Origin of the sequence: Methanolobus sp. (genome assembly GCF_030682845.1) — an archaeon.
GTDB lineage: Archaea > Halobacteriota > Methanosarcinia > Methanosarcinales > Methanosarcinaceae > Methanolobus.
This window is the reverse complement of the sequence record NZ_JAUXNK010000075.1, coordinates 134,040-157,768: the sequence shown is the minus strand read 5'-3', so window position 1 is coordinate 157,768 and position 23,729 is coordinate 134,040. Positions and strand designations below refer to the sequence as shown.

Below are 23,729 nucleotides of genomic sequence, written 5' to 3'. Positions count from 1 at the left end.
ATTGATTGGCGATGGATGTTCATCTCAGGGCGGTGAACCTGATCAATCAATGAACAAATTGAGTTTTAAGGTTTTAAAGGAGAATCGAATATGACTATGACGTCTTTAACAGTTCTGAAGTTTGAAAGCGCAGATGGCGCAGAAAAGGCTCTTGGAGTTATCGAAGACCTGAACAAGAGACAACTGATCACTTTGCATGATGCAGCTATCGTTACATGGCCGGAAGGTAAAAAGAAACCAAAAACAAAACAGCTGGCCAATATGACAGGTACGGGCGCTTTAAGCGGTGCTTTCTGGGGCATGCTCTTTGGCCTGATATTCCTGGTCCCGTTCCTGGGCATGGCTTTCGGGGCAGCGATGGGAGCTATGGCAGGCTCTATGGCGGAAGTGGGCATCAGCAAGGATTTCGTTAAATCGGTCAGGAGCAAAGTGACCGAAGGAACCTCTGCCCTCTTCCTGATGAGCAGTAATGCCGTGATGGACAAAGTTGTCGAGGCTATGAAAGACTTGAAGTTCGAACTGATCGCTTCCAATCTTTCCAAGGAACAAGAAGAGAAACTACGTGAGGCCTTTTCAGAAGACTAAGAGGACTTATCAATACCATAACTGGCAGAGCCTTACGAATGACACTAAGTTACAGGTCTTCCCGTATCCATGTGCTGGCCAAGCCAACAGGAGCAGTCTGCAACCTGGCCTGCAAATACTGCTTTTTCCTTAGTAAAGAAGCACTCTATCCAGACAGCGATTTTCGCATGTCTGACGAAGTGCTGGAGGCATATATACGACAGCTCATCGAAGCCCACCGTACTCCGCAGGTGACTATCGCGTGGCAGGGAGGAGAACCTACAATTATGGGCATCGACTTTTACCGGCGAGCCATCAAGCTACAGGAAAAGTACCGTAGACCAGGGATGACATTCGAGAATACCATGCAGACCAACGGCACGCTGCTAAATGATGAATGGTGTCGCTTCTTTAAGAAGAATAACTTTCTTATTGGCATCAGTATCGACGGTCCACGTGAACTGCACGATGCATACAGGGTGAACAGGGAAGAACAGGGGACCTTTGACCGTGTAATGCATGGGCTGCGTCTCTTGAAAAAACACAGAGTTGAATACAACATCCTGACCACCGTCAATCATGTCAATGCTGACCATCCGCTGGAAGTCTACCGCTTCCTGCGGGATGAGGCAAAGACCACATGGATCCAGTTCATCCCAATCGTGGAGCGCATCAACGTGGACGGAAGCACGCTCTGTCAGGAGGGGGACAGAGTATCGGAACGTTCCGTAAGACCTGATCAATTGGGTAACTTCCTTATCAGTATCTTTGATGAGTGGATATACAATGATGTGGGAAAGATGTTCGTCCAGACATTCGAAGCCGCAGCACGTAACTGGATGAAACTGCCTTCATCAGGTATGTGCGTCTTCGATGAGACCTGCGGAACGGGCCTTGCTATGGAACACAACGGTGACATTTACTCATGCGACCATTTTGTAGAGCCAAAATACCTGCTAGGCAACATCCTGGAAAAAGAACTTGCCAGCCTAGTCTCATCCGAGAGGCAGCACAGCTTTGGCAGCAACAAAAAGGATTCTCTGCCCATGGAGTGCCTGGAATGTGACGTGTACTTTGCCTGTCATGGAGAATGTCCGAAGAATCGCTTCCTTAAAACTTCAACAGGTGAGGCGGGCCTCAACTACCTCTGTGAGGGATGGAAGGCTTTTTTCCATCATATCAGTTATCCCATGCAGATCATGGTCGCGCTGATGCTGCGTGGCTATTCGGCTTCAGAAGTTATGCGTGTTCTATCCAGGGAGAGAGCTTCTCAGGAAAGAGCCCTTTCAAAGATAGGGCTAACGAGCCCTCCCCATGTGGCAAGGGACTAAATTCAAACGCTTCCGGGGCAAGAATATCAGGGAAGATGAGGAGAATAGGGAGCAGGTAAGATACGTCAATATTCAATCATTTAGATTATCGGTGATTAATATTAGAAGGAGAACAAACAATGGGAGAAAAGAAACCAAACATTCTGGTCATCTGGGGAGATGACATAGGCATCAGCAATCTAAGTTGCTACAGCGATGGATTAATGGGGTACAGAACACCAAACATAGACCGCATAGCCAATGAAGGCATGAGGTTCACAGACTCTTATGGGGAACAGAGCTGCACGGCAGGACGTGCATCATTTATCACAGGCCAGAGTCCTTTCAGGACAGGACTGAGCAAGGTGGGCCTGCCGGGGGCAAAGACAGGATTGCAACAGGAAGACCCTACCATTGCCGAACTGCTGAAATCCCAGGGCTATGCAACAGGCCAGTTTGGCAAGAACCACTTTGGAGATCGGAATGAATATCTTCCCACAGTCCATGGCTTTGATGAGTTCTTCGGAAACCTCTACCACCTGAATGCCGAAGAGGAGCCGGAACTGCCCGACTATCCGCCTGAGGAGGACTTCCCTCACTTCAAGGAGCGTTTTGGTCCGAGGGGAGTGATGCATTCCTGGGCCATTGATGAAGACGATCCCACCGAGGACCCTCGCTGGGGCCGTGTAGGCAGACAACTGATCGAAGATACTGGTCCGCTAAACAGGAAACGCATGGAGAAGGTTGATCTGGAGTTCATAGGGGCTGCTATTGACTTCATCAAACGCCAGAAGGAAGCTGGTAAGCCCTTCTTTGTCTGGCTCAATACAACCTGGATGCATTTCAGGGTGCACATCCCCGAAGAGATCCGCGGCCAGGCCGGGCGCTGGCAGTCGGAGTATCACGATGCCATGATCGAGCATGACAGGCAGGTTGGTGTGATGCTTGATCTGCTTGACGAGCTGGGTATTGCAGAGGATACTATTGTCATGTACAGCACAGACAACGGACCTCACATGAATTCCTGGCCAGACGGAGCTATGACTCCTTTCCGCTGCGAGAAGAATTCGAATTGGGAAGGTGCTTTCCGTGTTCCTGAGGTCGTGCGCTGGCCGGGCAAGGTGCCTGCAGGCGTGGTATCCAATGAGATCATCAGTCACATGGACTGGCTGCCCAGTTTCCTTGCCGCTGCAGGGGTGCCGGACATCGGAGAGAAGCTTAAGAAAGGGTACCAGGTTGGTGAGAAGAACTTCAAGGTGCATCTGGATGGTTATAACCTGTTGCCTTATCTGACAGGCAAGGAGAAAAAGTCCCCGCGCACTGAGTTATTTTACTTCTCCGATGATGGGGATCTGGTTGCAGTACGGTATGACAACTGGAAGCTGGTGTTCATGGAACAGCGTGCTGTCGGGACCCTGCAGGTATGGGCCGAACCTTTCATACAGCTGCGCGTCCCAAAGATATTCAATCTGCGAACGGATCCATATGAGCGCGCAGACATGACATCCAATACATACTATGACTGGATGCTTGATCATGCTTTCCTTCTGGTGCCGGCACAAAGCATAGTTGGTGATTTTTTATCAACCTTTGTGGAATTCCCACCACGTCAGAAGGCAGCCAGCTTCACCATAGACAGAGTGATGGAAAAGCTACTGGAGGGTATCGGCAGCACCTGATACATTCAGTAATTAAGAGAGGACAGAAGTGGCGACATGGTAGAGACAGTATCTTTTGCAGAATTCCTCGGGACCATCGGAGTCCTTGCAACGGTGATCTTCGTACTCACCAGCATGCTCGCAATGGGGTTCTCCCTCACACTGCAGCAGATCATCAAGCCTCTGAAGAACACACGGCTGCTGATTCTGACACTGGTAGCCAACTTTGTGCTAGTGCCACTCCTGTCACTCCTGATCTTATTTGTTATACCGCTCTCGGAGGGACTTTCAATAGGACTTGTCCTTATAGGAACTGCCGCAGGAGCTCCATTCCTTCCAAAACTTGCCCAGGTGGCAAAGGGAGATCCTGCCTTTGCAGTTGGCATGATGGTGCTTCTGATGGTCGTTACCATAGTGTATGTACCTATCATTCTACCATTCTTGCTTACAGGAGTCACTGTCGACCCCTGGGCAATTGCCAGATCTCTCATCTTTTTGATGCTCATTCCGCTGGCTATTGCCCTGCTGGTGCGTGCACGTTACGAGGAGATAGCAAATGGCCTCATACCTTTGATGACACAGGCAACGAATCTGTCGCTTCTGGTACTTGTTGTAGCTTTCTTTGTAGTCTACTTCAACGACCTTATAGGTGTCATGGTCATGATCCTGGTAGTTGGTCTGGCTGGGCTTATCCTTTTGATGTTCGTAAGCGGGGAAATGGGAAAGCATGCAAAAGATATCGAAAATATAAATCCGGAAGTTACAGGGGTTTGAAAAAGATTCATCAGTAAGAAGGAGTTGATCGTCAAAATTTCAGGACAAGAGTTTCTGGATAGTAGGTAAATGCAAGTGTTTTGCATTCAGAAGCCACCGAACAAGTTTGTATCATATTCGGCAGATTAACAAGAAACAGAGTAAATCAATGGCAAATGAACTTACGACCTTTGTCCTGATATTCGGAACACTATTATTTGTTTTTGGCCTGTTTTCCAGGAAGATTGCCGGGACAGTTGTTACTGCCCAGATGATGTTCCTTGCAGCAGGAATGCTTCTTAGTCCCATAGGGCTTGATCTGATATCCCTTTCTCCTAAAAGCGGACTCGTTCTGGGGATAATCAAGGTTGCACTGGTGCTTACCTTTTTCTCCGATGCATCAGCAATAGGGTTACACTCGCTGTTTCTGAAAGAGCGGCTTTCATCACGACTGCTCTTTTTTGGACTTCCACTTACGATCTGTCTGGGAACAGCGTTTGCAACTCTGCTTTTTCCTGACATCACCTTTACAGAGGCAGCATTGCTCGGAGTCATTCTTGCTACTACAGATGCAGCTCTTGCTCAGAAGGTGGTGGAAGAACGTAAGGTACCGACTCTGGTCCGAAAGGGCCTGATCATTGAAAGCGGGCTTAATGACGGTGCTGTCATGCCATTATTCATTTTTGTCATTGCGCTTGAAACAGTTGAGGAAATGAACAAGCCCCTGGGAACATTCCTTACCATCGCACTTGAACAGATAGGATTTGGGATAATTGTTGGTATAGTCATCGGCCTTGTTGGGGGATGGTTGTTCAGCAGGGCCTTTATGAGCGGGTCGATGTCAGAGATATACTATAGGACTGGATTTTTAACATTGGCCCTAATCTCCTGGATTGTGGCAGAATATATAGGAGGAAGTGGATTCGTTGCAGCTTTCGCTGCAGGCCTTGCAACAAGGACGACAGCAAGGAAACTTACCGAGGAGGAAGTGATCCTTCCAAAAGCCGAAGGGAATACACTTAGCCTTGCTGTCTTATTTATCCTGGGAGTCATGTCGGTAGAGTATCTTCCCCTTGTAAACCTGAAAATATTCGCATATGCCGTGCTTAGCCTTACGGTCGTTCGCATGGTCCCTGTAGTTATCTCGCTTATTGGAAGCCATCTTGACATTAGGACTGGCCTGTTCATTGGCTGGTTTGGTCCGAGGGGTCTTGCATCTATTGTCCTTATGCTCATCGCCATTGAAAGACTTGAAGGGATAAAAGTTTCGGGAACCATAGGCTTGGCTGTAATAACAACAGTCATTATAAGCGTCTTTGCACATGGGATCACCTCGGGTCCTGCAAGCAACTGGTACGCCCGGATAGTAGCGACGCTCCCGCCGGATGCTCCGGAAAAAGAAGATGTTGAAGAATTGCCAGCACTTTTGGAAACTGGCACTGTTTAGAACTTAAATCATGAGTTTCATTGAAAACGTTGCAAGGATATATCATCATAAATGGAGGAACTATATCGTTGATAGCAACTGATACCGTGCTGACAACCGGGAGTGTACTCCTCAGAATTACCGCTATAATCGTACTCACTGCAAGTGCTATACTGGCAAGCCGGTTAATACTGAAGCATCTGTTCTGGTCCAGGATCAGAAAGACCGAATCAGAACTGGACGACAGGATCCTCCACCTTTTTGAGAGCTTTCTGCTGATAATAATCATCCTTCTTGGTACTCAGGCGATAATCCGATTGCTGGGGGAATACCTTGGAACCTATGGGAAGTTCACGGATGATATTTTCTTTGTTATATATTGGATCGTCGGGCTCCATATGAGCTATCGTATGATATCGATTGTTTCTAACTGGTACCTTTCAAAAGTACCGCTGAGAGATCGCGGGGCTATTGACAAGCGCTTGATCTACTCCATACGAAATATCCTTATGGTTACAGTATCTTTTTTTGCTCTCCTTATACTCCTTGACTATTTAGAGATCAACGAGACCGCATTGACTGCGATGCTTGCTGCGCTGGGAATAGGTGGCGTCATAGTGGGCTTTGCTGCCAAGGAAACCATCAGCAATATCATCACAGGAATTATGCTCCTTATCGACCGTCCCTTCAGGATTGGAGACCGTATAAGGATAGAACAACTTGATACATGGGGTGATGTGATAGAGATTGGCTGGCGGTCAACACGTATCCTGACCAGAGATAACCGGCTTGTAGTAATTCCCAACTCAATAATCGGCACAGACATGGTCACAAACTATTCAATACCTGAAAAGATGTTCCGCGTTGAGACTGATGTGATAATATCCTATGGACCGGACATAGAGTACTTACGCGATCTCATCCTGGATGCCCTGAAAAAAGAGAAGTGGCTCATGCAGGAGAAACCTGTACAGGCTTTGCTTCTCGAATTCACCGAGTCGGGGGTTAAGTTCAGGATTAGGTGCTGGATAGAGAATTATGTGGAAATCCGCATCTCTGAGGACAGGCTTAACACTGCCGTATACAAAGCCCTCATAAACAAAAAGATTGCCATGCCGTCCTCGGATCTGGTAGTCTACTTCGCCAATCCTGAAGATAACAGGTTCGTTCCCTGAGGAAATAAGTGCATCATTAATTCTAATTTATCTGGCCAGGTCCGGCATTGATATCATTGGTGTCTTGCTGTCGAAGCTGCTGGCGCAGCTTCATAGCATCATTGAAAAGGACAATGAAGCCAAACAGGGCCCACAGGCCTGCCACCAGATATAATCTATAATCATCCTTGGCACGTATATACATCAGCAATAGGCCCAGAACCATCTCAAAGAAGCCTAAGGATATGACACTCTTTGGCCTTTGAAAAAATTCTTTCTCTTCTATGGAAAAGCCACCTATCACACGTAAAATGCCGGTCATCAGGATCACTGTCCCCAAGACAAACATACCTAATGCTCTGGGAAACGGCCAACCGATCAGCACGATAGAACCTGTAAGGATACCGACGATGCCAGCTAAAATTGGAATTATTTTTTTTTCATTACTTCGAATACCCCAGCGCAGGATGATAATACCGTTCATTAACCAGAACATTCCCATAAAGTCTACCAACATTGGCACTTGCTCTCCAGGCAGGAAAATAAATATCACTGCAAGACCCAGAGTAAGTGCAAGACCTGCTCTTATGAGTGTGACCCAGTAGAGGATCTTAGTCTTTTTCTCTAGTGCTATTTCAGACATTTATAACTCCCAGCCATTTCCTCATGACCTAATCCTCATGAGATGGCCTGCATGTAAGCAGGAACAAAACAAACTGAGTTCACGCCTACAATGAATGTAACATACAAGCTAAAAACAAATCCTCATAATCTTGTTTGCATCGTAAGATTTAGACTTTTCGACACAATGTTACATAGTGATGGAGCATGGAATTACTGAAGTCGGTTCTTCTTATGGATATATGCCTTCAGAAGCCGATGGAACTTTACTTCTGCTTATAGTTCCATTAAACTTATAAGTCTTTTAAGAGAGATAATGAATTATAGTAAACTACTGAAAAAAACAGAGGTCTTGCATTAGGAATGAGGGTTTTTGGGGGTCAGATCCTCCCTTGGTGCAATTCAGGCAGATGTGGCGCCTTTTGGGTTATGGAGGAGCATTGCTGGGTGTACTTGTGGATTACCTGGAAGATATAATCAGGTCGGTAAAGTGATAGCGAACAGGAATTCTTCCCTTTCCATTTTTGCTTTTCCTGGAGGGAGCATTCCAGGGATATCGCCTGACAACGTAAGATAGTCTCAATGAAAGAACACAAACTTGCATCTTCTTCCGATATCATACATATGTTGCCAGAATATCAAATCTAAGTATAGTTAATATAAATTGTGGGGTAAATGAATGTCAAATGCAGACTATATACAGAAAGTGAATAGCCAGGAAGCCGTGCTGGGAGGGATTGCCTCCATTATATTTGGTATTTTGTTACTTACATGGCCTGGAGCGACTCTATCTGCGATCATGATGCTGGTCGGTCTCTGGTGGCTGGTCCAGGGAATATTCATGATATTCTCCATTTTCATTGACCGGTCCAAGTGGATCTGGAAATTGACTGGAGGCCTTATTGGCATATTTGCAGGTATTCTTGTTCTTCAACATCCACTTCTGATCCCTGTGATTGGTACAATCACCCTGACACTAGTTTTAGGGATACTGGGTATGAGCATGGGCATTCTAGCTGTGATTGCTGCCCTAGTGGGAGATGGATGGGGGACCGGGATATTGGGGATTGTAAGCATCATAATCGGACTGCTGTTAATATTCAATGTCCTTATAGGTGGAGTGGTACTTCTATTTGGAACAGCTTTCCTGATGATCATATCGGGAATCAGCACTATATACTGGGCGTATAAGTAAACCGGTCTACAAAAACTAACACCCATAGAAGCGCATGATAGAAGTGGGTAGATGCAGGAAGATACAAACGGAACTCTGTTTCTGCTCATAGTTTCAAGTAATTTATAATTCTTTTAAAAGAGATATAGAAACAGATAAGAAGACGGATAAAAACAGGATGCTATCGAAGATAATTGACCTAATATCTCGACTTTCTTGAGAAAGAATAAGAAGAACACAGATATGGATTATCAGAAAGGGGTAAAATCGAATTTTCAAGGGGGAGTGGAATGGAAACTACAATCGATGAATATAATATAAACAATCAGGCTCTGCTATTGGGAGGTATAACCTCCCTCATATTTGGAGTAATGTTGCTGACATGGACAGGAGCCACCCTGACCGTGATCACATTGCTTATTGGTCTCTGGTGGCTTATACAGGGACTATTCCTTATACTTGGCATTTTCCAGAACAGGTCTCAATGGATATGGAAACTCCTTAGTGGTGTTATTGGTGTACTTGCAGGTATCCTGGTCTTGCAGCACCCTTTGCAGAGCGCCCTTATCTTGCCTGCAACCCTTGTGTTCATTCTTGGGATCATGGGTATAGTCATAGGCATCACATCCCTGATCGCTGCTTTTGGTGGTGAGGGCTGGGGCATCGGAGCTTTCGGAATCATCAGTATAATAATAGGGGTAACCCTGGCAACGAATGTAATAGTGGGCGCTCAATTTTTGTTATGGATCACAGCTGGTTTGCTTATTCTGGAGGGAGTTGTGGCAATCTACATGGCTTACAAATGATGTGCGGGTTCTTGCAAAATGGATGGAAAACAGGTAGATCGGGACTTATATAATAAAGTATATAGATAATAGATATTAATGAATATCCAAGAGGTATGTGCATGAGAAATTTACAAACTGACACATTTTCCGCGCCCGCAAAGCTTCTATTCATTATAGTTGCCGTGGTACTTCTGACAATTGGAATGCGGGCGATCGCACCAATATTGATACCCATCCTGTTCTCACTCTTTGCAACACTCATATTTGCTCCTTTGATATACAAGCTCCAGAAAAGAGGAGTACATCCTGTGATCAGTATCGCCCTTGTCATCCTGCTGTTCCTGGTGATCGTTGTGGTTGTCAGCATCCTTACAGTCAGTGCTATACTGCAGTTCAATGAACTGACCCCTGCTTACCAGAGCAACCTGGCAGAGAGAGTTGACAGCCTTATGGAATACATTCCATACATAGAGAATCTTGATATCTCCCTGGGGTCTATCGCCCGCGACGTGGGAATTTTCCTGCTGGCTTCTCTGGCATCGATATTTTCAGGAACTGTAAGTGCTGCAACAACAATCGGTCTCATAATAATCACAACTGCGTTCCTGTTGTTAGATGCCATAGGAATTTCGGAGAAGGTCCAAAGAGAAGTCGAAGAGCGTTTTACACTTGCAGTAAACATCAAGAATTTAGGCGGCCAGGTAATGGACTATGCGGTGATACGTACAAAAACCAATCTTGTGATGGGCATTGGAACTACTATCATTCTGCTCATCGCAAATATTGAATTTGCCTTCCTTTGGGGTTTTTTGGCATTCCTGCTAGGCTATATCCCATATATAGGCCTGACACTAGCCGTTATCCCTCCGGCGATCCTTGCGCTTTTGCAGCATGGCCCCCTGGGTGCTCTGGTTATTGTAGTGGCCATATTGATCGTAAACGGTCTTTCTGAGAACCTCCTGTTCCCCTCACTTGCAGGGAAGGGACTGGAATTATCGCCATCTGTCGTATTCCTGTCCCTTATATACTGGGGTTTCGTGTTAGGGCCTGCAGGAGCACTCATAAGCACTCCTCTTACAATGGTGGTGCGGACCGTCCTGGGAAGTTTTGAAGACACACACTGGATAGCTGAGCTTATAGGAGAGAGCAAAAACAAATGATTATGCCTTTCTTCTTGGGCATCCTCACATTTAATCCTCAGAGCTTCCTGTTCGATAACCCGACGGTGGACACCAGGCCCACCATGGCCAGGAAGATCAGGAAGATAATCCCTATTTTAAAGGCCTTCGTTCGGTTCTGAGCATAAATATCCATGAGCTCTGCCTGCATTGCAGCATCAGCACCTGATGCTTCCAGCGTCGACTGTAGCTGGGTGTCCGAAACCAGCTCTACACTACTTTCCACAGCCGCAAGCAGTTCAGGCTTATATTCCTCAGGAATCTCAGTGCTTTCCTCAATGCTCATCTGCAAACCGATAAGCAGTGTGCTCAGCATAATAGTACCCACCAGGGCCACGCCTATTGAATTACCAAGCTGCTCGAAGGTGCCGTTCAGACCTGAGGTCTCAGGAGTGTCCTTCTCATCTACCGAGGAGAAAATAAGGTTCAGTATCTGGGAAGCTATCAATCCCACGCCTGCGCCGAATACCACCCCCAGGCTCATATCGGAAGGTTGCACATCAGGCTTAACCGCCCATGCAACTATTCCCAGGCCGAGGATGGCCAGCAGGAATCCTGCCTGTATAATGCGCTTTGCAATGAACCGGCCCGTTAGTTTGGCTCCGATTATGGCAGATATCAGTACAACTATCGAAAAGGGAAGAAGGGCAAACCCTGTCTGTAAGGCAGAGAACTCGAATGTCAGCTGCAGCAACAGCGGGAATGTAAAAAGGAAGGCTGCCATAATGGCCATATGGAGATTACGGACAATGAATCCCGGCGTAAGTCCCTGGGTGCTGAAGAGCGATGGTTTGAACAGGCCATCACCACCTGTTTCTTCCTGCCGCTTTTCCCACCTGAACAATAACATTATCAATAATGCACCCAGCCCTATCAGGATAGGGGTTACGGAGAGACCGAAGGGAGCTATTTCCCATGATCCGATCACCAGCGGCTGCTTGGCCAGCCAGAATCCGTAGGTCTGTCCCAGCAAAATACCCATGACAATGGAAAACAAGCCCAGAACTGATAGAAATGCCCCTGCAAAATCGAACTTCGGCTTCCTTGGGAGGGGCACATCGGCTTCGATGCTGCGACTGAGCACTAGCACTGTAATCACTATCAACACTTGCCCGAGGAAAGCCCAGCGCCATGTATAAAAGGTCGTCAGAAAACCACCTACGATGGGTCCTACGGCCACTGCTACTGCACCGATAGCGCTGACTATGCTATAGGCAAAAGCCAGGTCTTTTCCCTGATACTCGTCTCTCAGTAGTGTCTGGATATTGGGAAGCATCAGCGCCGAACCCAAACCCTCGAAAACAGACCAGCCAATGACTAAAACACCCAGACTGGGGCTTATGGAAGCCGTGAAAGTGCCTATACCAAAAAGAACTGAGCCAATCAAAAAAGTTCTTTTCTTGCCCAGGATGTCCCCAAGTTTACCACCTATGAGTATAAAGGATGCCATGACCAGAGCATAGAGCGAGATAGCACTCTGGATACCTCTCACACTGGTATCCAGATCTACTATCAAAGCCGATATCGACACATTCATTATCGTCGTGTCAATGACTATGATGAACATCGCCATTGAAAGAGTAATCAACACTAACCATTTCTTCATATACCTAATCCCCCGCCTACCACAGTCTGAACAAGAGCAAGAGCTGAAAAACTGAGCTGTCGCAGTTCCCCCATCAGAATAACCTAAAAGCCAAACCCAAATTCCCATAATGTGTTTATATCCTCAGATTTTAGACTTTTCGAAACATTATTAAGTATAATTGGTTTCAAATGTGTAAGCTGACCTTCACATTTTTATCTAAGGCTTGTCTTTTATTCGGATAGATATTATGAGAACCATAGACTGGAATGACGAATCAAACTCTATTGTAATGATTGACCAGACCCTTCTTCCACTGGAATATAAGGTAATTGAGTGTAACACTCTGAGCTCCCTCTGCGAAGCCATCAGGTCCCTTCGGGTAAGAGGGGCGCCGGCTCTTGGTGCAGCCGGTGGTTTCGGAGTAGCGCTTGCAGCCACGCTGAGCAGTGCCGGCACGATGGATGCGTTGATAAGGGACATGGATATAGCTGCAAAGACCATCAAGGCCACACGTCCTACCGCAGTGAACCTGGCATGGGGAGTTGACAGGGTCATCGATGCAACATCAGATGCCTACGATGTGGAAGGCATCAGGGACATTACCCTTTCCGAAGCAAAGAACATCGCAAATGAAGATGTGGCTACTAATAAGATGATAGGCAAGCATGGGGCAAAACTGCTCAAGGACGGTGATACCGTTATGACCTACTGCAACGCCGGAAGGATGGCCTGTGTGGACTGGGGTACTGCTCTTGGCGTAGTGCGCTCGGCAGTGGAGGCAGGGAAGAAGATCAATGTGATAGCCTGCGAGACCCGTCCCCTAAACCAGGGAAGCAGGATCACAACATGGGAATTAATGCAGGACAATATCCCGGTGACACTTATTACCGACTCTATGGCCGGGCATGTGATGAGAAAGGGTATGGTAGACAAGATTATTGTTGGAGCGGACAGGATAACAGGGGATGCAGTGTTCAATAAGATCGGAACCTACACCCTCTCGGTGCTGGCAAAGGAACATGAAATACCGTTCTATGTCGCGGCACCGGTCTCAACCTTTGATTTTGAGGGCTGGGAAGAGACTGTGACCATAGAACTGAGGGATGAGGACGAGCTCAGGTTCTGCAGGGGTGCCCAGACTGCACCAGCAGATGTAAAGGTGTACAACCCTGCTTTTGACGCTACCCCAATGGAGAACATCAGCGGGATAATCACTGAGAATGGTGTGTTCCACCCGCCTTTCCTGCTGGACGAGGTGCTTCCCTGAGGCACAATCTTTTAAATGATTAAGTCCATCAATGATAGCAAATAACTAATATAACAACTAATCATATATCACTGAATAAAGGTTCACGGAGATAATAATGACAAAGAAGAAATCCAGCGGCAGCGGGCTGATGTCATCGGCCGGCCTCATGCGCTATTACGAGGCTGACAAGAAAGCAATACATATCAATCCAAAGACAGTAGTTGCCTCAGGCGTGGTAATCGGCCTGGTAATAATGATACTTGACGCCAGCTTTGGAATATGGCCTCTTCCCTGAGATTTCCAGGGAACAGGACCTTTTTGATTTATAATTTTGATCCAGAGATCACTATTTACTCATTTTTTGATCGTTCCCTGCTTTGGGGTTGCTTGCTGTAAGTATCAACAGGATTATTTTGTCTGACCGGAGCGCATGTCTTTGATGGTGGAAGCTATCTTTCGGGCTAGCGCTGTCTTTGGTGCAGTATTATCTATCAGGACCCTGCCTTTAGACTCCCACCAGGACTTCGGATAAGCTTTATCAGCTTCAATTTCCGGGGCCATTCCCAGCTTTTGGGCTGCAAGGCCTATTTCCTGGAGAGTAGGTTCACTCACAGAGGACTTCCGAGAGATAATACGGCCATTACTTCTTGATCTGGTCTTGTCGATATATACAGGCCAGATAACGAGTTTTCCCTTATCCTTCATTAACATGGAGCATACATTGGAACTCATTAAATTTAAATTTGCCCGGGAAGGCCTGCTGCCGGGAGAAGAATAAAACTTAAGTAGTGAAAAGAAGGGTTTAGTCCCATGACAGACAATCCAGTGCAAATCCGGATAGAGAAAGAAGTAGAAGAATTCATAAAAAAATCTGGCAAGGATTTCAGGCTGTGCACGACCTGCGGGGGACCTGCCATATATCCTGTAGAGTTCAGCATCCCAAAGGAGTCGGACATAGTTGTGAAACTTGGCGACAGCACCCTGTATGTATCAGTAGTGCAGGCCAGGTATCTGAGACAGATAGAGATGAGGATGATCGAAAGATATCGCAGATCGCTGCGATAAATGCAACAAACCCATGCCTTCCTTTTAATCCTCGTCCAGGGACTCGTTTATCCTGCGAAGCACCTCAGCGATCAATAGCTGGACCTCAGTTGCATGTTCCTCAGGGACTTCGCTGCCTTCTGTGACCATGAGCTTTTTGATGTCTGTAACGATCTGGTGAATTATTCCGAGCATCTCTTCCTGGGTGATCAGGCCTGCATAGTATGCATAGAAGAATGTAGTTCCACTTCGCTGGACTTTCTTTTTGAAGGTTGCACGCGCATTGGAGACTTCCTGCCTGGTGTATGTTTCTTCCATGAAGGGAACAAGCTCAGGAAGCTTTTCTCCTATCCAGGTCATTTCTGACTGGTTGGAAAGGTTCTTGAAATCCGCACATAGGCGGGCAGTCACCCATTCCCTTGCTGTGAGATGTGTGGTCTTCTTGAGGAAGCGGGTCACATCTGAATAACTCTTAGTATCCATTTTCTTGAATTTCTGGTATTTGTTCACCTTTGCACTTCCTTGATCATAAATTGTATTGCAGCCAGTATAATACATACATTACAAACCCAAATATTTAATATTTGCGTGACATATCCCCAAATAATGAAAATCTTGATACCAACAGATGGTTCGGCATATGCGGAGAATGCTGCAAAGGTTGCAGCTAAGATCGCAATTAAACACGACTACCAGTTAATAGTCCTCCATGTAGTGCCTGACAAGGGCATTACCAGGAAAACATGGCGCAATGAAGGTGCTGAGAATGCACTTCAGGCTATCAAAGACACACTCATGAAGATGGGATGCCAGGAAGAACTCATCGAAACGATCATAATGGATGGCAGTGCCCCTGAAAAAATAGTAGAGGTGGCAAAAGAGCGCAACGTGGACAGGATAGTGATGGGTACACAGGGGAAGAGCGGCATTAAGAAATTTTTAGGCACTGTAACTGAAAAAGTATTGCAGTTATCCGATGTGCTGGTGCTTGTGGTGCCTCCCAACTACAATGGAGCAGCAGCTGCCTAAGGTATGCGGATAGCATTAAGGATTGTTTCCCTGCCTTTCACCACATCTTCCATGGAAAAGACTTCCATGTTGTAGATGCCTCTGTAGCCGGTCAGTTCGTTGAGGACGCTATAGTCTATTATCCCTTTTCCCGGTGCCAGGTGCTCGTCACCATCGTAATGCTCCAGCCATATGCCCCTGTTATCGTGTACGTGCACATGCACTACATACGTAGCTATGGCGCCTGCGAACTCGCGCAGCTTCACCATATTGCCCCCGCACGTAAGATTGGCGTGCCCTATATCAAAAGTTATACCCAGATTATCAGAATTGACTTCCTCGATCGCTCTTATCAGCTCTGCATAGCCGGTGCATAAATTGCCCTGATCCGTACCTTCTTTGTTCTCAAGACCCAGCATTACCCCATGCTCTTCTGCTGTTTGGGCGATTGAGCGGAGATTGCCGACCATTGAGGAGAAAGCCCTCTCACGATTGCCGTTTACTCTTCCCGGATGCAGCACCACAGCACGCGAACCAAGCCTGCCTGCAATCTCTATGGATTCCCGGATAAGCCGGAAAGCAACATCATCCATGTCCCCGGTGTCCACCAGTACATCCTGCGGATAAGTGGGCGAGGCGGCAAAATAAGGTGCATGCAGGGAAGTGTACAGATCAATTGTCGACAGCTCATCGATTATCTTGTCAAGAAGATCATTCCTGAGTATCGCATTGCTGTAAAGTCCCATCTTGGGAATGTAGAGTTCTATGGATTCCACTTCTGATGCTATCTGCGAAAAACTGCCTGCGAAGGATGAGGCGCCAAGTATCATACCATAAAGAGATAGCTGAAACATGATATAGTTTTGGCCTCCGCATACCAAAATACTTATCTTAATTCAGGATTACCAGCAAACAATGAAACTTTACGTACCGCACGCAGGGCATATGGAAGGACTTCAGGACCTGTTAGCTTGTCCGGAAGATATCTATGCTGTGTATATGGCCGGGGCTCCCGACTATGTTGGAACCGGGAGGACAAACCTAAGCGCGCCAGGACTTGAGGAGATACGGGAGCAGACCGAGTATGCGCACGAAAAGGGCGTTAAGATGGAAGTGGTCCTCAACAGTTCATGCATGGGAGGGCAGCACCTGACTCCCCAGGGTTTCAATAAGATCAACTGGTACTTTGACCAGCTCAATAAATCAGGCATTGATTCCATTACAGTTGCAGAGCCTTATTTTGTAGAGATGCTCTCAAGAGAATATGACATGGAAGTAGTAGTGTCAGTGCTTTCCTTCGTGGACTCGCCGCAGAAAGCAGTGTTCTACGAGGAACTGGGCGCAGACACTATTGTTATAGATCCTGCTGTCAACAGGGACTTCCAAAAGCTTGAAGCCATCAAAGAATCAGTCTCCTGCGGGCTGAAGCTACTGGTGAATGAAGGATGTCTATACCAGTGCCCTTTCAGGTACGCACACTTCAACTTCTTCTCACATGCCAACGGTCCTGGCCCGAAACTGAACGTTCTTGACGATTACTATTATTATAAGTGCCTCTCACTCAGGATCAACGACCCTCAGCAGCTTATTAAATCACCCTGGATAAGGCCTGAGGACCTCAAGGAGTACGAACATATAACGGATACGTTCAAGATCGGCGGAAGGACACACTTTCCCAACTGGATACTGAACAACGTCAGAGCATATGCAGGAAGGCACTACGATGGCAATCTGATGGACCTGCTTGACTGCCCGAAGGACATAAGGGACCTGTTCTACATACCTAACAAGGAACTCGAAGGCGCTATTTCCCAATGGAAGCGCTGCGATAAGGTATGCATCAGGTGCGGATATTGCAAAAGGCTCACGGAGAGGGTCGTACAGATATACTCTTCCGAGGGTGAGCAACAACTGCTTCAGCCCCTGAATACGGAGAGAAGTATATGAGAATAACAGACAGACTATCAAAGAACCGCGGGCAACTTGAGAACAAATTAAGGAACATTCTTGCCAAACCTGTTTTCCTCATCGAGGAGGATATCTTTGCACTTCCCTGCGGATGCTGCGGTATTACGATCAATACAAGGGGACTCCAGGCGGATGACCTCGAGATATTTGAAGAGCACATAAGAGAATACCTCAAAGCCGCATCTTTAGATCTTGAAGTAGAGCCATCATTCCTTTTTGCAAGACTTGTGCCCGGCACCGCAGAAATAGCTTCCCTCAACTCCCGCCTGCTATGCAGCAGATGTTACATGGATTTTGCCAGAGGCAGCGGTAAAAAGCCCAGGCCGGACATATATATACTTAACTTTGACCGGCGGGAATGACACGAGTTAAGTAGTCAAAATATTATATAGATGGAAAATTATATTTTTGTACCTTCGTTAATATGCGATTTTAATAGGTCACAAGGGTTTTTCATAAGATTTCATTCGAAAGGTTTAATAAGTATTTAATATAATGCAAACCACCTGACGTTAGTTTACGCCATATCAAGTATGATAGGAGATAGAACAGACAGTGTTGTATCTCTGGTGCTATTTACCCTTAAGAATGATAAAATAAAAAGGAGGAAATGTGAATGGAACCGCTCACAAGTATGGGCGTAATGGCACTGATCGGAGCCGCAGCAACTATTGCTGGTGCCTCGGAGGACCTTGAATCTGATGTAGGGTCCCAGAGTAACCCGAACTCCCAAGTGCAATTAGCGCCCCAGATGATGTATCCACACAGGATCTATAACAAAGCTATTTCTGGTGAACCACCATCGAATGCACTTATGTGTGCGATCGGTGGAACTACTGCTGCTGTTCTGATGAGCACCGGCGCATCTGTTATCCTGGCACTGGCCATAGGAGCCATTGTCGGAGCAGTTGTACACGGTACTTATTCAGTCACAGGTTATTTTGGCAGAGTAGCAAGCCAAAAACGTTTCAAACAGCCACTATATCTTGACATCGTACAATCACACACCCCTGTCATTATGGGATACGCATTCATTACTACTTTCTGTATACTTGTTGTATCGTATCTTATGACAGCCGTTATGGGACACCCATTCTCACTGCCACTGCTGGCATTCATTTGGGGAATCACTGTCGGTGCGATAGGATCTTCCACAGGTGATGTCCACTATGGTGCAGAACGTGAATTCCAGAACGTGGAGTTCGGGTCAGGCCTGAACGCCGCCAACTCCGGAAACATCGTGAGGAAAGCAGAATCCGGTATCAGGAACGGTATCGACAACTCATGGTTCTGTGCCAAGTTCGGAGGACCTGCCACAGGGATTGCCTTCGGTATGGTCGTGTTCCTCAGCGGATGGATAACTGTAGTATTCGATCCTTCGATCAATGAAACCCTTGGATGGGAATCCATCATAGCAGGTGTTGTCATTGTACTGTTGCTGGCTATATGGAACAGGAAGATCGAAGTAGCTGCTCGTAAGGCATTTGGGCCTTATAAGATAGATGAGGAAGCAGAGGTGGCAGCTTGATAGATATTGTTGGAATTATAGCAGAAGATTTTCTTAATATACTTTTAATTACCCTCGGTGGTGTACTTATTTCATTGGGTGTCCATTTAGTACCTGTAGGTGGAGCCCCGGCAGCTATGGCACAGGCAACTGGAGTAGGTACAGGTACAGTTCAGCTTGCTGCAGGGGCAGGTCTTACCGGCCTTGTAACAGCAGGGTACATGATGAATGTGACTGACAGTATGGGACTTATCATAGCATCCGGAACTGTTGGTGCCATGATAATGATATCAGTTACAATGCTTGTCGGACAGTGGATGTATGTTTATGGCGTTGGTTGCCCGGCAGCATCTGCAAAGGTCAAGTATGACCCCATAACGAAGGACAGGCAGGACCTCTATGTATCACAGGGCACAGAGGGTCACGCAATACCGACAGCATCTTTCATAAGCGGCATCATAGGTGCCGGACTTGGAGGATTTGGCGGGTCTTTGATATACTATTCCCTTCTCAGTATCGAGAATGGGTTGCCTGAGGCAGACTTCATAGGAATTGCAAGCATTTTCGCTATTGGTCTTTTCTTTGTTAATGCGGTCATACCCTCATACAACATCGGAGGAACCATCGAAGGTTTCCATGACCCCAAGTTCAAGAGATTCCCAAAAGCTGTGTTCGCGTCCTTTGTTGCAACATTCTTAGCTGCCATCATGGGTGTAGTAGCAATCGGAGGTATGTAAAATGTCAGCAGGCGGAGGAGGAGGAGGAGCCCATGCGGTAATTCCCCAGAATAACATAATCGCCTTCGGAATAGTAGGAGGCCTTTTAGGAATATATGGAGCGTATTTCCTTGTTGACATTGTAGGACCGTACATGTCATTCTTAGGTGCCCTTGGTGCGATATGCGGCATCGTATGGGGCGCTGCAGCAGTCAGGAGAGTCGCAAATTACGGATTAGGTACGGGTGTACCTTCAATCGGCATGCTTGCCCTCGGTATAGGTATAATAGCAACTACATTCGGACTTGCAGTCGGAGGAATACTCGGACCCATAGTAGCACTGATTTTTGCTGGCCTAATAGGACTCGTAGTAGGTTTCCTTGCTAACAAGGTACTCAATATGGGCATACCGATAATGGTACAGTCCATGACCGAAATTGCAGCCGCGGGTGCCATAACCATTGTCGGCCTCAGCACTTCTATGATCGGGACATTCATGTTCTTTGACGAAGTAGTCAACGGCGTGGTCGTGGCCCAGGGAGTCGCAAGCGGAGTCATGACAACCGGATACATAGCAGTCATCTTCATTGCAGGCGGTCTTGCAATTCTGCACCCCTACAATGCAAACCTCGGACCTGATGAGAAACAGGACCGTACACTTGCGTGTGCTTTCGAGAAAGGTGCTATTGCAATGATAATTGCAGGAATAGTTGCTACCATTACCCCATTTGCGTCCGGGTCCCTTACAATCCTTATAGGAGTCGCTATATGGTACGTTTCCTTTAGCGGATTCTACAAGCGTGTAAAGAGAGATGCATATATGGTAACAGGTGCAGGGCTTCTGCCTTCCAAGGAGGAACTGGAATGAGCATGATTCATGTAGCCCCAGAGGCACATCTTGTATTGGATCCCCTCACCTCTTTGCTCGCTGCAGAGAGAGAGGATGTTATAGCATATTCCATGGATCCTGTCATGGTACAGCTTGATGAACTGGATAAGATAGCAGATGATCTTGTAAACTCCCTTTCGCCCAACAAGCCATTGCTCAGCTCATTTGCAGGACGTGAAAACACTTCCATGCAGGCTGGTTTCTATGGCAATACCTTTTACGGTATCGTAGTTGGCCTGGGAGTCGCCGGACTGCTGCTGCTTGTGATGAGCGCACTCGGAGGCATATAAAATGGTTACAAAAAGAGAAGCAGCTCCTGACTGGCCAATACTCAAAGGAGAGTATGATGTAGGCAACATCAAGAACTGTGTAGCTGTGATTACCTGTGGCTCTCACCTTGCACCCGGAGCCCAGCTGGAGGCCGGTGCCGCCATTACAGGCCCCTGTAAGACAGAGAACCTGGGTATTGAGAAGGTAGTTGCACACATTATCTCAAACCCAAACATCAGGTACCTGATAGTTACCGGAGCCGAAGTAAAGGGACACATCACCGGACAGGCAATGCTATCCCTGCATCGTGGCGGGGTGAAGGACAACAGGATTGTCGGCGCAACAGGTGCGATCCCATACATTGAGAACCTTACCGAGGCTATCATTAAGAGATTCCAGGAACAGGTGGAATGTATAGATTTCATCGGTACTGAAGATATGAATGCCATAGTTGCCAAGATCAAGGAATATGCGGCAAAGGACCCTGGAGCCTTTGATGCAGATCCCATGGTCGTTGAGGTTGGCGGAGGCAGTGAAGAGGAAAGCGCAGAGGCAGGCGGGCTTAAACCAATGGCTGCCGAGATGGCAACCATCAGGAACAGGATACTGGACATCAACAGGGAAATGATGTACATCGGTAACCTGAACAAGTTCCACTCCGGTGTGCATGCAGGCAAGGTTGAAGGAATAATGATAGGTCTTGCCATCACTCTGACACTGCTTGGAATGTTATTGTTCGGGAGGTAATTGACATGGCAGAAGAAGAATATGGAAAAGGAGTTCCGACGGTCATCAGCCCACAGATGGGATCCATTGAAGCAGTTGTAGAGGATATCCGCTACAGAGCTCAGCTCATAGCAAGGAACCAGAAGCTGGATTCAGGAGTGTCCGCAACAGGCATTTCCGGATTTATCGCCGGTTTTGTCTTTGTATTGTTCATGGCCATCATACTTCCGATGTTTATCTGGCAGGTGATCTGAGATGAGCAATGCAAGTGACAAAATACCAAGCGTGGTAGTTGATCCTGCAGATTTCAGTGCTGTGCTCGAAAGACTCAATAAGATAGATGAAAAGGTCGAGTTCGTAAACAGTGAGATCTCACAGCGTATTGGTAAGAAAGTAGGCAGAGACATAGGCATATTGTACGGAGCAGTGACCGGGATAATCATATTCCTGTTGTACGTTCTGTTCATAGCACCATACCTGGCAAGTCTAGGAATCAGCATCTAAATGATAAGAGGTTATTCATATGTTCAGATTTGACAAAAAGCAAGAAGTATTCGAAGTCGGAGGCGTCAAGTTCGGTGGACAGCCCGGCGAATATCCGACAGTGCTTGTAGGGACGATGTTCTATAACAGGCATAAGATCGTGACTGATGAGGATAAGGGTATTTTCGACAAGGCTGCAGCAGAAAAGCTCTGGCAGAATATCGTCGAGATGGGAAGCATCACCGGTAACCCTTATGTCAATCAGATAGTGGGCGAGACACCCGAAGCCATCAAGAAATATATCGACTGGTTCGTCGAGCTTGATGACAAGACACCTTTCCTCATTGACTCCTCCGCTGGCGAAGTACGCGCTGCAGCAGCAGAGTACGTGACCGAGATTGGCGTCGCCAAGAGGGCCATCTACAACTCCATCAACGCCAGTGTCCACGCAGACGAAATAGAGGCTATCAAGAACAGTGACATCAACTGTTCGATTGTCCTCGCATTCAATGCAACCGACCCCAGCGTAAAAGGAAAGCTGGAAATCCTCGAGACCGGTGGTACCGGACAGAGCAAGGGTATGCTTGAGATCGCAAGGGAATGCGGTATCAAAAAGCCCCTTGTGGACGTTGCAGCAACTCCCCTCGGAGCCGGTTCAGGCGCATCCATGAGATCAGTCATAGCCATCAAGGGCCACCTTGGCCTGCCTGTTGGCGGGGGATACCACAACATGGCATCCGCATGGGACTGGATGAAGAACTACAAGAAGAAGTTCGAGACAAAGGAAGAGAAGCAGGCAATCTATATGCCCGCAGATATCGGAACAAACCTTGTGCCACAGGTGCTCGGTTCAAACTTCCAGCTGTTCGGACCTATAGAGAACACTGACAAGGTGTTCCCTGCAACAGCAATGGTCGATATCATGCTGGCTGAGACAGCAAAGGAACTTGGCATCGAGATAAAGGATCCGAACCACCCCATCTTCAAACTGGTTTAAACCACCAGCTTTTTCTTTTTTTTCGTTCCCTGCAACCTTTAGCCACAGCACTGGAAAAAGAATTAAATCAGCAGATTATATTGTCACCACATGACAGATGTGATGCTGCTCTGGGACAATCCTCTTCTTTTCGAGAAGCTTTTCGCTGAACATGGCATAAAGTGCCAGAGAATAAGCGCAGAAAGCATTGGCACTCCTTTCCTGCCGCCATGCAGATGCCTGGTCATACCTACAGGCTTTGCAAATCAGAATTATACAAAGATCCTGAAAGGTCTTGTTCGCAATAAAAAACAGATTGCGAAATTTGTGGAGAAAGGGGGGACCTTGCTGATTTTCGGACCAATGGTGGACGGACATGAATTCAACTGGCTTCCTATGGAACTCAAATATGTACAAAAACAGATGTCTGCAGATGTAGTTAAAACCGATAAGCACAACATCCAATGTATAGTCGATGAGTTGGGCCAGCTGGAGTTTGACGGTTATTTCACAGATGTACAGGGAGAAGTACTTCTCACTGACAAAGACAGGAATGCTCTGATGGTATCCAAAAAAATAGGAGAGGGCATGATCATTGCAACAACCATTCACGAATTTCCGTCAGGGAATTTCCTGAAATGGATGGTAGAAAGATCAAAAAGCGCAAGGCTGTGAGAGT

General features: G+C 46.9%; 29 protein-coding genes. 24 read left to right on the top strand and 5 right to left on the bottom strand.

Annotated features, from left to right (window positions below):
• Positions 1-90: 90 nt before the first annotated feature.
• The 6 genes from Q8J68_RS10350 (at position 91) to Q8J68_RS10325 (ending at position 6,886) form a co-directional block, all read left to right on the top strand.
• Positions 91-585: a DUF1269 domain-containing protein gene (locus Q8J68_RS10350; protein ID WP_305311440.1), complete on the top strand. Its 495-nt coding sequence runs from the start codon at positions 91-93 to the stop codon at positions 583-585.
• A gap of 38 nt (positions 586-623) precedes the next feature.
• Positions 624-1,895 (top strand): anaerobic sulfatase maturase, encoded by a 1,272-nt coding sequence (locus Q8J68_RS10345; protein WP_305311439.1) that lies wholly within the window; start codon positions 624-626, stop codon positions 1,893-1,895.
• Positions 1,896-2,014: 119 nt separating this feature from the next.
• Complete coding sequence (locus tag Q8J68_RS10340) at positions 2,015-3,553, top strand: arylsulfatase (RefSeq protein ID WP_305311438.1); 1,539 nt, start codon at positions 2,015-2,017, stop codon at positions 3,551-3,553.
• A gap of 36 nt (positions 3,554-3,589) precedes the next feature.
• Entirely contained in the window at positions 3,590-4,306 is a 717-nt protein-coding gene (locus Q8J68_RS10335; protein ID WP_305311437.1) for a bile acid:sodium symporter family protein, read from the top strand.
• A 148-nt stretch (positions 4,307-4,454) separates the two neighbouring features.
• Positions 4,455-5,732 carry a sodium:proton antiporter gene (locus Q8J68_RS10330; RefSeq protein WP_305311436.1) on the top strand — a complete coding sequence of 426 codons (1,278 nt, stop codon included), beginning with the start codon at positions 4,455-4,457 and terminating at the stop codon, positions 5,730-5,732.
• A 68-nt stretch (positions 5,733-5,800) separates the two neighbouring features.
• Positions 5,801-6,886 (top strand): mechanosensitive ion channel family protein, encoded by a 1,086-nt coding sequence (locus Q8J68_RS10325; protein WP_305311435.1) that lies wholly within the window; start codon positions 5,801-5,803, stop codon positions 6,884-6,886.
• Positions 6,887-6,908: 22 nt separating this feature from the next.
• On the opposite strand, the gene Q8J68_RS10320 is transcribed toward Q8J68_RS10325, so the two are convergent.
• Positions 6,909-7,508, bottom strand: coding sequence for a hypothetical protein (locus Q8J68_RS10320; protein WP_305311434.1), 600 nt, complete (start codon positions 7,506-7,508; stop codon positions 6,909-6,911).
• A gap of 657 nt (positions 7,509-8,165) precedes the next feature.
• On the opposite strand from Q8J68_RS10320, the gene Q8J68_RS10315 reads away from it, so the two are divergent.
• The 3 genes from Q8J68_RS10315 (at position 8,166) to Q8J68_RS10305 (ending at position 10,608) form a co-directional block, all read left to right on the top strand.
• Positions 8,166-8,681, top strand: coding sequence for an HdeD family acid-resistance protein (locus Q8J68_RS10315; RefSeq protein ID WP_305311433.1), 516 nt, complete (start codon positions 8,166-8,168; stop codon positions 8,679-8,681).
• A 269-nt stretch (positions 8,682-8,950) separates the two neighbouring features.
• Positions 8,951-9,466 (top strand): HdeD family acid-resistance protein, encoded by a 516-nt coding sequence (locus tag Q8J68_RS10310; RefSeq protein ID WP_305311432.1) that lies wholly within the window; start codon positions 8,951-8,953, stop codon positions 9,464-9,466.
• A gap of 101 nt (positions 9,467-9,567) precedes the next feature.
• Positions 9,568-10,608: an AI-2E family transporter gene (locus Q8J68_RS10305; RefSeq protein WP_305311431.1), complete on the top strand. Its 1,041-nt coding sequence runs from the start codon at positions 9,568-9,570 to the stop codon at positions 10,606-10,608.
• A gap of 37 nt (positions 10,609-10,645) precedes the next feature.
• Here the strand turns inward: Q8J68_RS10305 and Q8J68_RS10300 are convergent, their stop codons facing one another.
• A complete protein-coding gene (locus Q8J68_RS10300; protein WP_305311430.1) occupies positions 10,646-12,232 on the bottom strand; it encodes an MFS transporter in 1,587 nt (528 codons plus the stop codon).
• Positions 12,233-12,461: 229 nt separating this feature from the next.
• Here Q8J68_RS10300 and Q8J68_RS10295 point away from each other — a divergent pair, with 229 nt between their 5' ends.
• On the top strand, positions 12,462-13,481 hold the full coding sequence (locus tag Q8J68_RS10295; RefSeq protein WP_305311429.1) for an S-methyl-5-thioribose-1-phosphate isomerase: 1,020 nt from the start codon (positions 12,462-12,464) through the stop codon (positions 13,479-13,481).
• 97 nt (positions 13,482-13,578) lie between these two features.
• Entirely contained in the window at positions 13,579-13,758 is a 180-nt protein-coding gene (locus Q8J68_RS10290) for a preprotein translocase subunit Sec61beta (protein ID WP_305311428.1), read from the top strand.
• Positions 13,759-13,871: 113 nt separating this feature from the next.
• On the opposite strand, the gene Q8J68_RS10285 is transcribed toward Q8J68_RS10290, so the two are convergent.
• A complete protein-coding gene (locus tag Q8J68_RS10285; protein WP_305311467.1) occupies positions 13,872-14,168 on the bottom strand; it encodes a signal recognition particle protein Srp19 in 297 nt (98 codons plus the stop codon).
• A 105-nt stretch (positions 14,169-14,273) separates the two neighbouring features.
• On the opposite strand from Q8J68_RS10285, the gene Q8J68_RS10280 reads away from it, so the two are divergent.
• Positions 14,274-14,528 (top strand): hypothetical protein, encoded by a 255-nt coding sequence (locus tag Q8J68_RS10280; RefSeq protein WP_305311427.1) that lies wholly within the window; start codon positions 14,274-14,276, stop codon positions 14,526-14,528.
• 24 nt (positions 14,529-14,552) lie between these two features.
• On the opposite strand, the gene Q8J68_RS10275 is transcribed toward Q8J68_RS10280, so the two are convergent.
• Complete coding sequence (locus Q8J68_RS10275; RefSeq protein WP_305311426.1) at positions 14,553-14,990, bottom strand: DUF5806 family protein; 438 nt, start codon at positions 14,988-14,990, stop codon at positions 14,553-14,555.
• Positions 14,991-15,113: 123 nt separating this feature from the next.
• On the opposite strand from Q8J68_RS10275, the gene Q8J68_RS10270 reads away from it, so the two are divergent.
• Positions 15,114-15,536, top strand: coding sequence for a universal stress protein (locus tag Q8J68_RS10270; protein WP_305311425.1), 423 nt, complete (start codon positions 15,114-15,116; stop codon positions 15,534-15,536).
• Here the strand turns inward: Q8J68_RS10270 and Q8J68_RS10265 are convergent.
• Positions 15,533-16,345 carry a sugar phosphate isomerase/epimerase family protein gene (locus Q8J68_RS10265; RefSeq protein WP_305311424.1) on the bottom strand — a complete coding sequence of 271 codons (813 nt, stop codon included), beginning with the start codon at positions 16,343-16,345 and terminating at the stop codon, positions 15,533-15,535. The two genes, Q8J68_RS10270 and Q8J68_RS10265, sit on opposite strands and share 4 nt — an antisense overlap.
• 85 nt (positions 16,346-16,430) lie before the next feature.
• Here Q8J68_RS10265 and Q8J68_RS10260 point away from each other — a divergent pair, with 85 nt between their 5' ends.
• The 11 genes from Q8J68_RS10260 to Q8J68_RS10210 all read left to right on the top strand — a co-directional run bounded on the left by Q8J68_RS10260 (position 16,431) and on the right by Q8J68_RS10210 (position 23,725).
• Positions 16,431-17,462, top strand: a complete 1,032-nt coding sequence (locus tag Q8J68_RS10260) for a peptidase U32 family protein (RefSeq protein ID WP_305311423.1) — start codon at positions 16,431-16,433, stop codon at positions 17,460-17,462.
• Positions 17,459-17,845, top strand: a complete 387-nt coding sequence (locus Q8J68_RS10255) for a DUF5402 family protein (protein ID WP_305311422.1) — start codon at positions 17,459-17,461, stop codon at positions 17,843-17,845. Before Q8J68_RS10260 ends, Q8J68_RS10255 begins: the two co-directional genes overlap by 4 nt.
• A gap of 254 nt (positions 17,846-18,099) precedes the next feature.
• Positions 18,100-19,011: a tetrahydromethanopterin S-methyltransferase subunit E gene (gene mtrE, locus Q8J68_RS10250; protein WP_305311421.1), complete on the top strand. Its 912-nt coding sequence runs from the start codon at positions 18,100-18,102 to the stop codon at positions 19,009-19,011.
• Between the two features lie 5 nt (positions 19,012-19,016).
• Entirely contained in the window at positions 19,017-19,727 is a 711-nt protein-coding gene (gene mtrD / locus Q8J68_RS10245; protein ID WP_305311466.1) for a tetrahydromethanopterin S-methyltransferase subunit D, read from the top strand.
• A gap of 1 nt (position 19,728) precedes the next feature.
• Complete coding sequence (mtrC, locus tag Q8J68_RS10240) at positions 19,729-20,574, top strand: tetrahydromethanopterin S-methyltransferase subunit MtrC (protein ID WP_305311420.1); 846 nt, start codon at positions 19,729-19,731, stop codon at positions 20,572-20,574.
• Positions 20,571-20,885, top strand: a complete 315-nt coding sequence (locus Q8J68_RS10235) for a tetrahydromethanopterin S-methyltransferase subunit B (protein ID WP_305311419.1) — start codon at positions 20,571-20,573, stop codon at positions 20,883-20,885. Before mtrC ends, Q8J68_RS10235 begins: the two co-directional genes overlap by 4 nt.
• 1 nt (position 20,886) lies before the next feature.
• A complete protein-coding gene (gene mtrA / locus Q8J68_RS10230) occupies positions 20,887-21,612 on the top strand; it encodes a tetrahydromethanopterin S-methyltransferase subunit A (protein WP_305311418.1) in 726 nt (241 codons plus the stop codon).
• 5 nt (positions 21,613-21,617) lie between these two features.
• Positions 21,618-21,845, top strand: coding sequence for a tetrahydromethanopterin S-methyltransferase subunit F (locus tag Q8J68_RS10225; RefSeq protein WP_305311417.1), 228 nt, complete (start codon positions 21,618-21,620; stop codon positions 21,843-21,845).
• 1 nt (position 21,846) lies between these two features.
• A complete protein-coding gene (gene mtrG / locus Q8J68_RS10220) occupies positions 21,847-22,095 on the top strand; it encodes a tetrahydromethanopterin S-methyltransferase subunit MtrG (RefSeq protein ID WP_305311416.1) in 249 nt (82 codons plus the stop codon).
• A gap of 19 nt (positions 22,096-22,114) precedes the next feature.
• On the top strand, positions 22,115-23,071 hold the full coding sequence (gene mtrH / locus Q8J68_RS10215) for a tetrahydromethanopterin S-methyltransferase subunit H (RefSeq protein WP_305311415.1): 957 nt from the start codon (positions 22,115-22,117) through the stop codon (positions 23,069-23,071).
• 90 nt (positions 23,072-23,161) lie between these two features.
• Complete coding sequence (locus Q8J68_RS10210) at positions 23,162-23,725, top strand: hypothetical protein (protein WP_305311414.1); 564 nt, start codon at positions 23,162-23,164, stop codon at positions 23,723-23,725.
• Positions 23,726-23,729 lie beyond the last annotated feature (4 nt).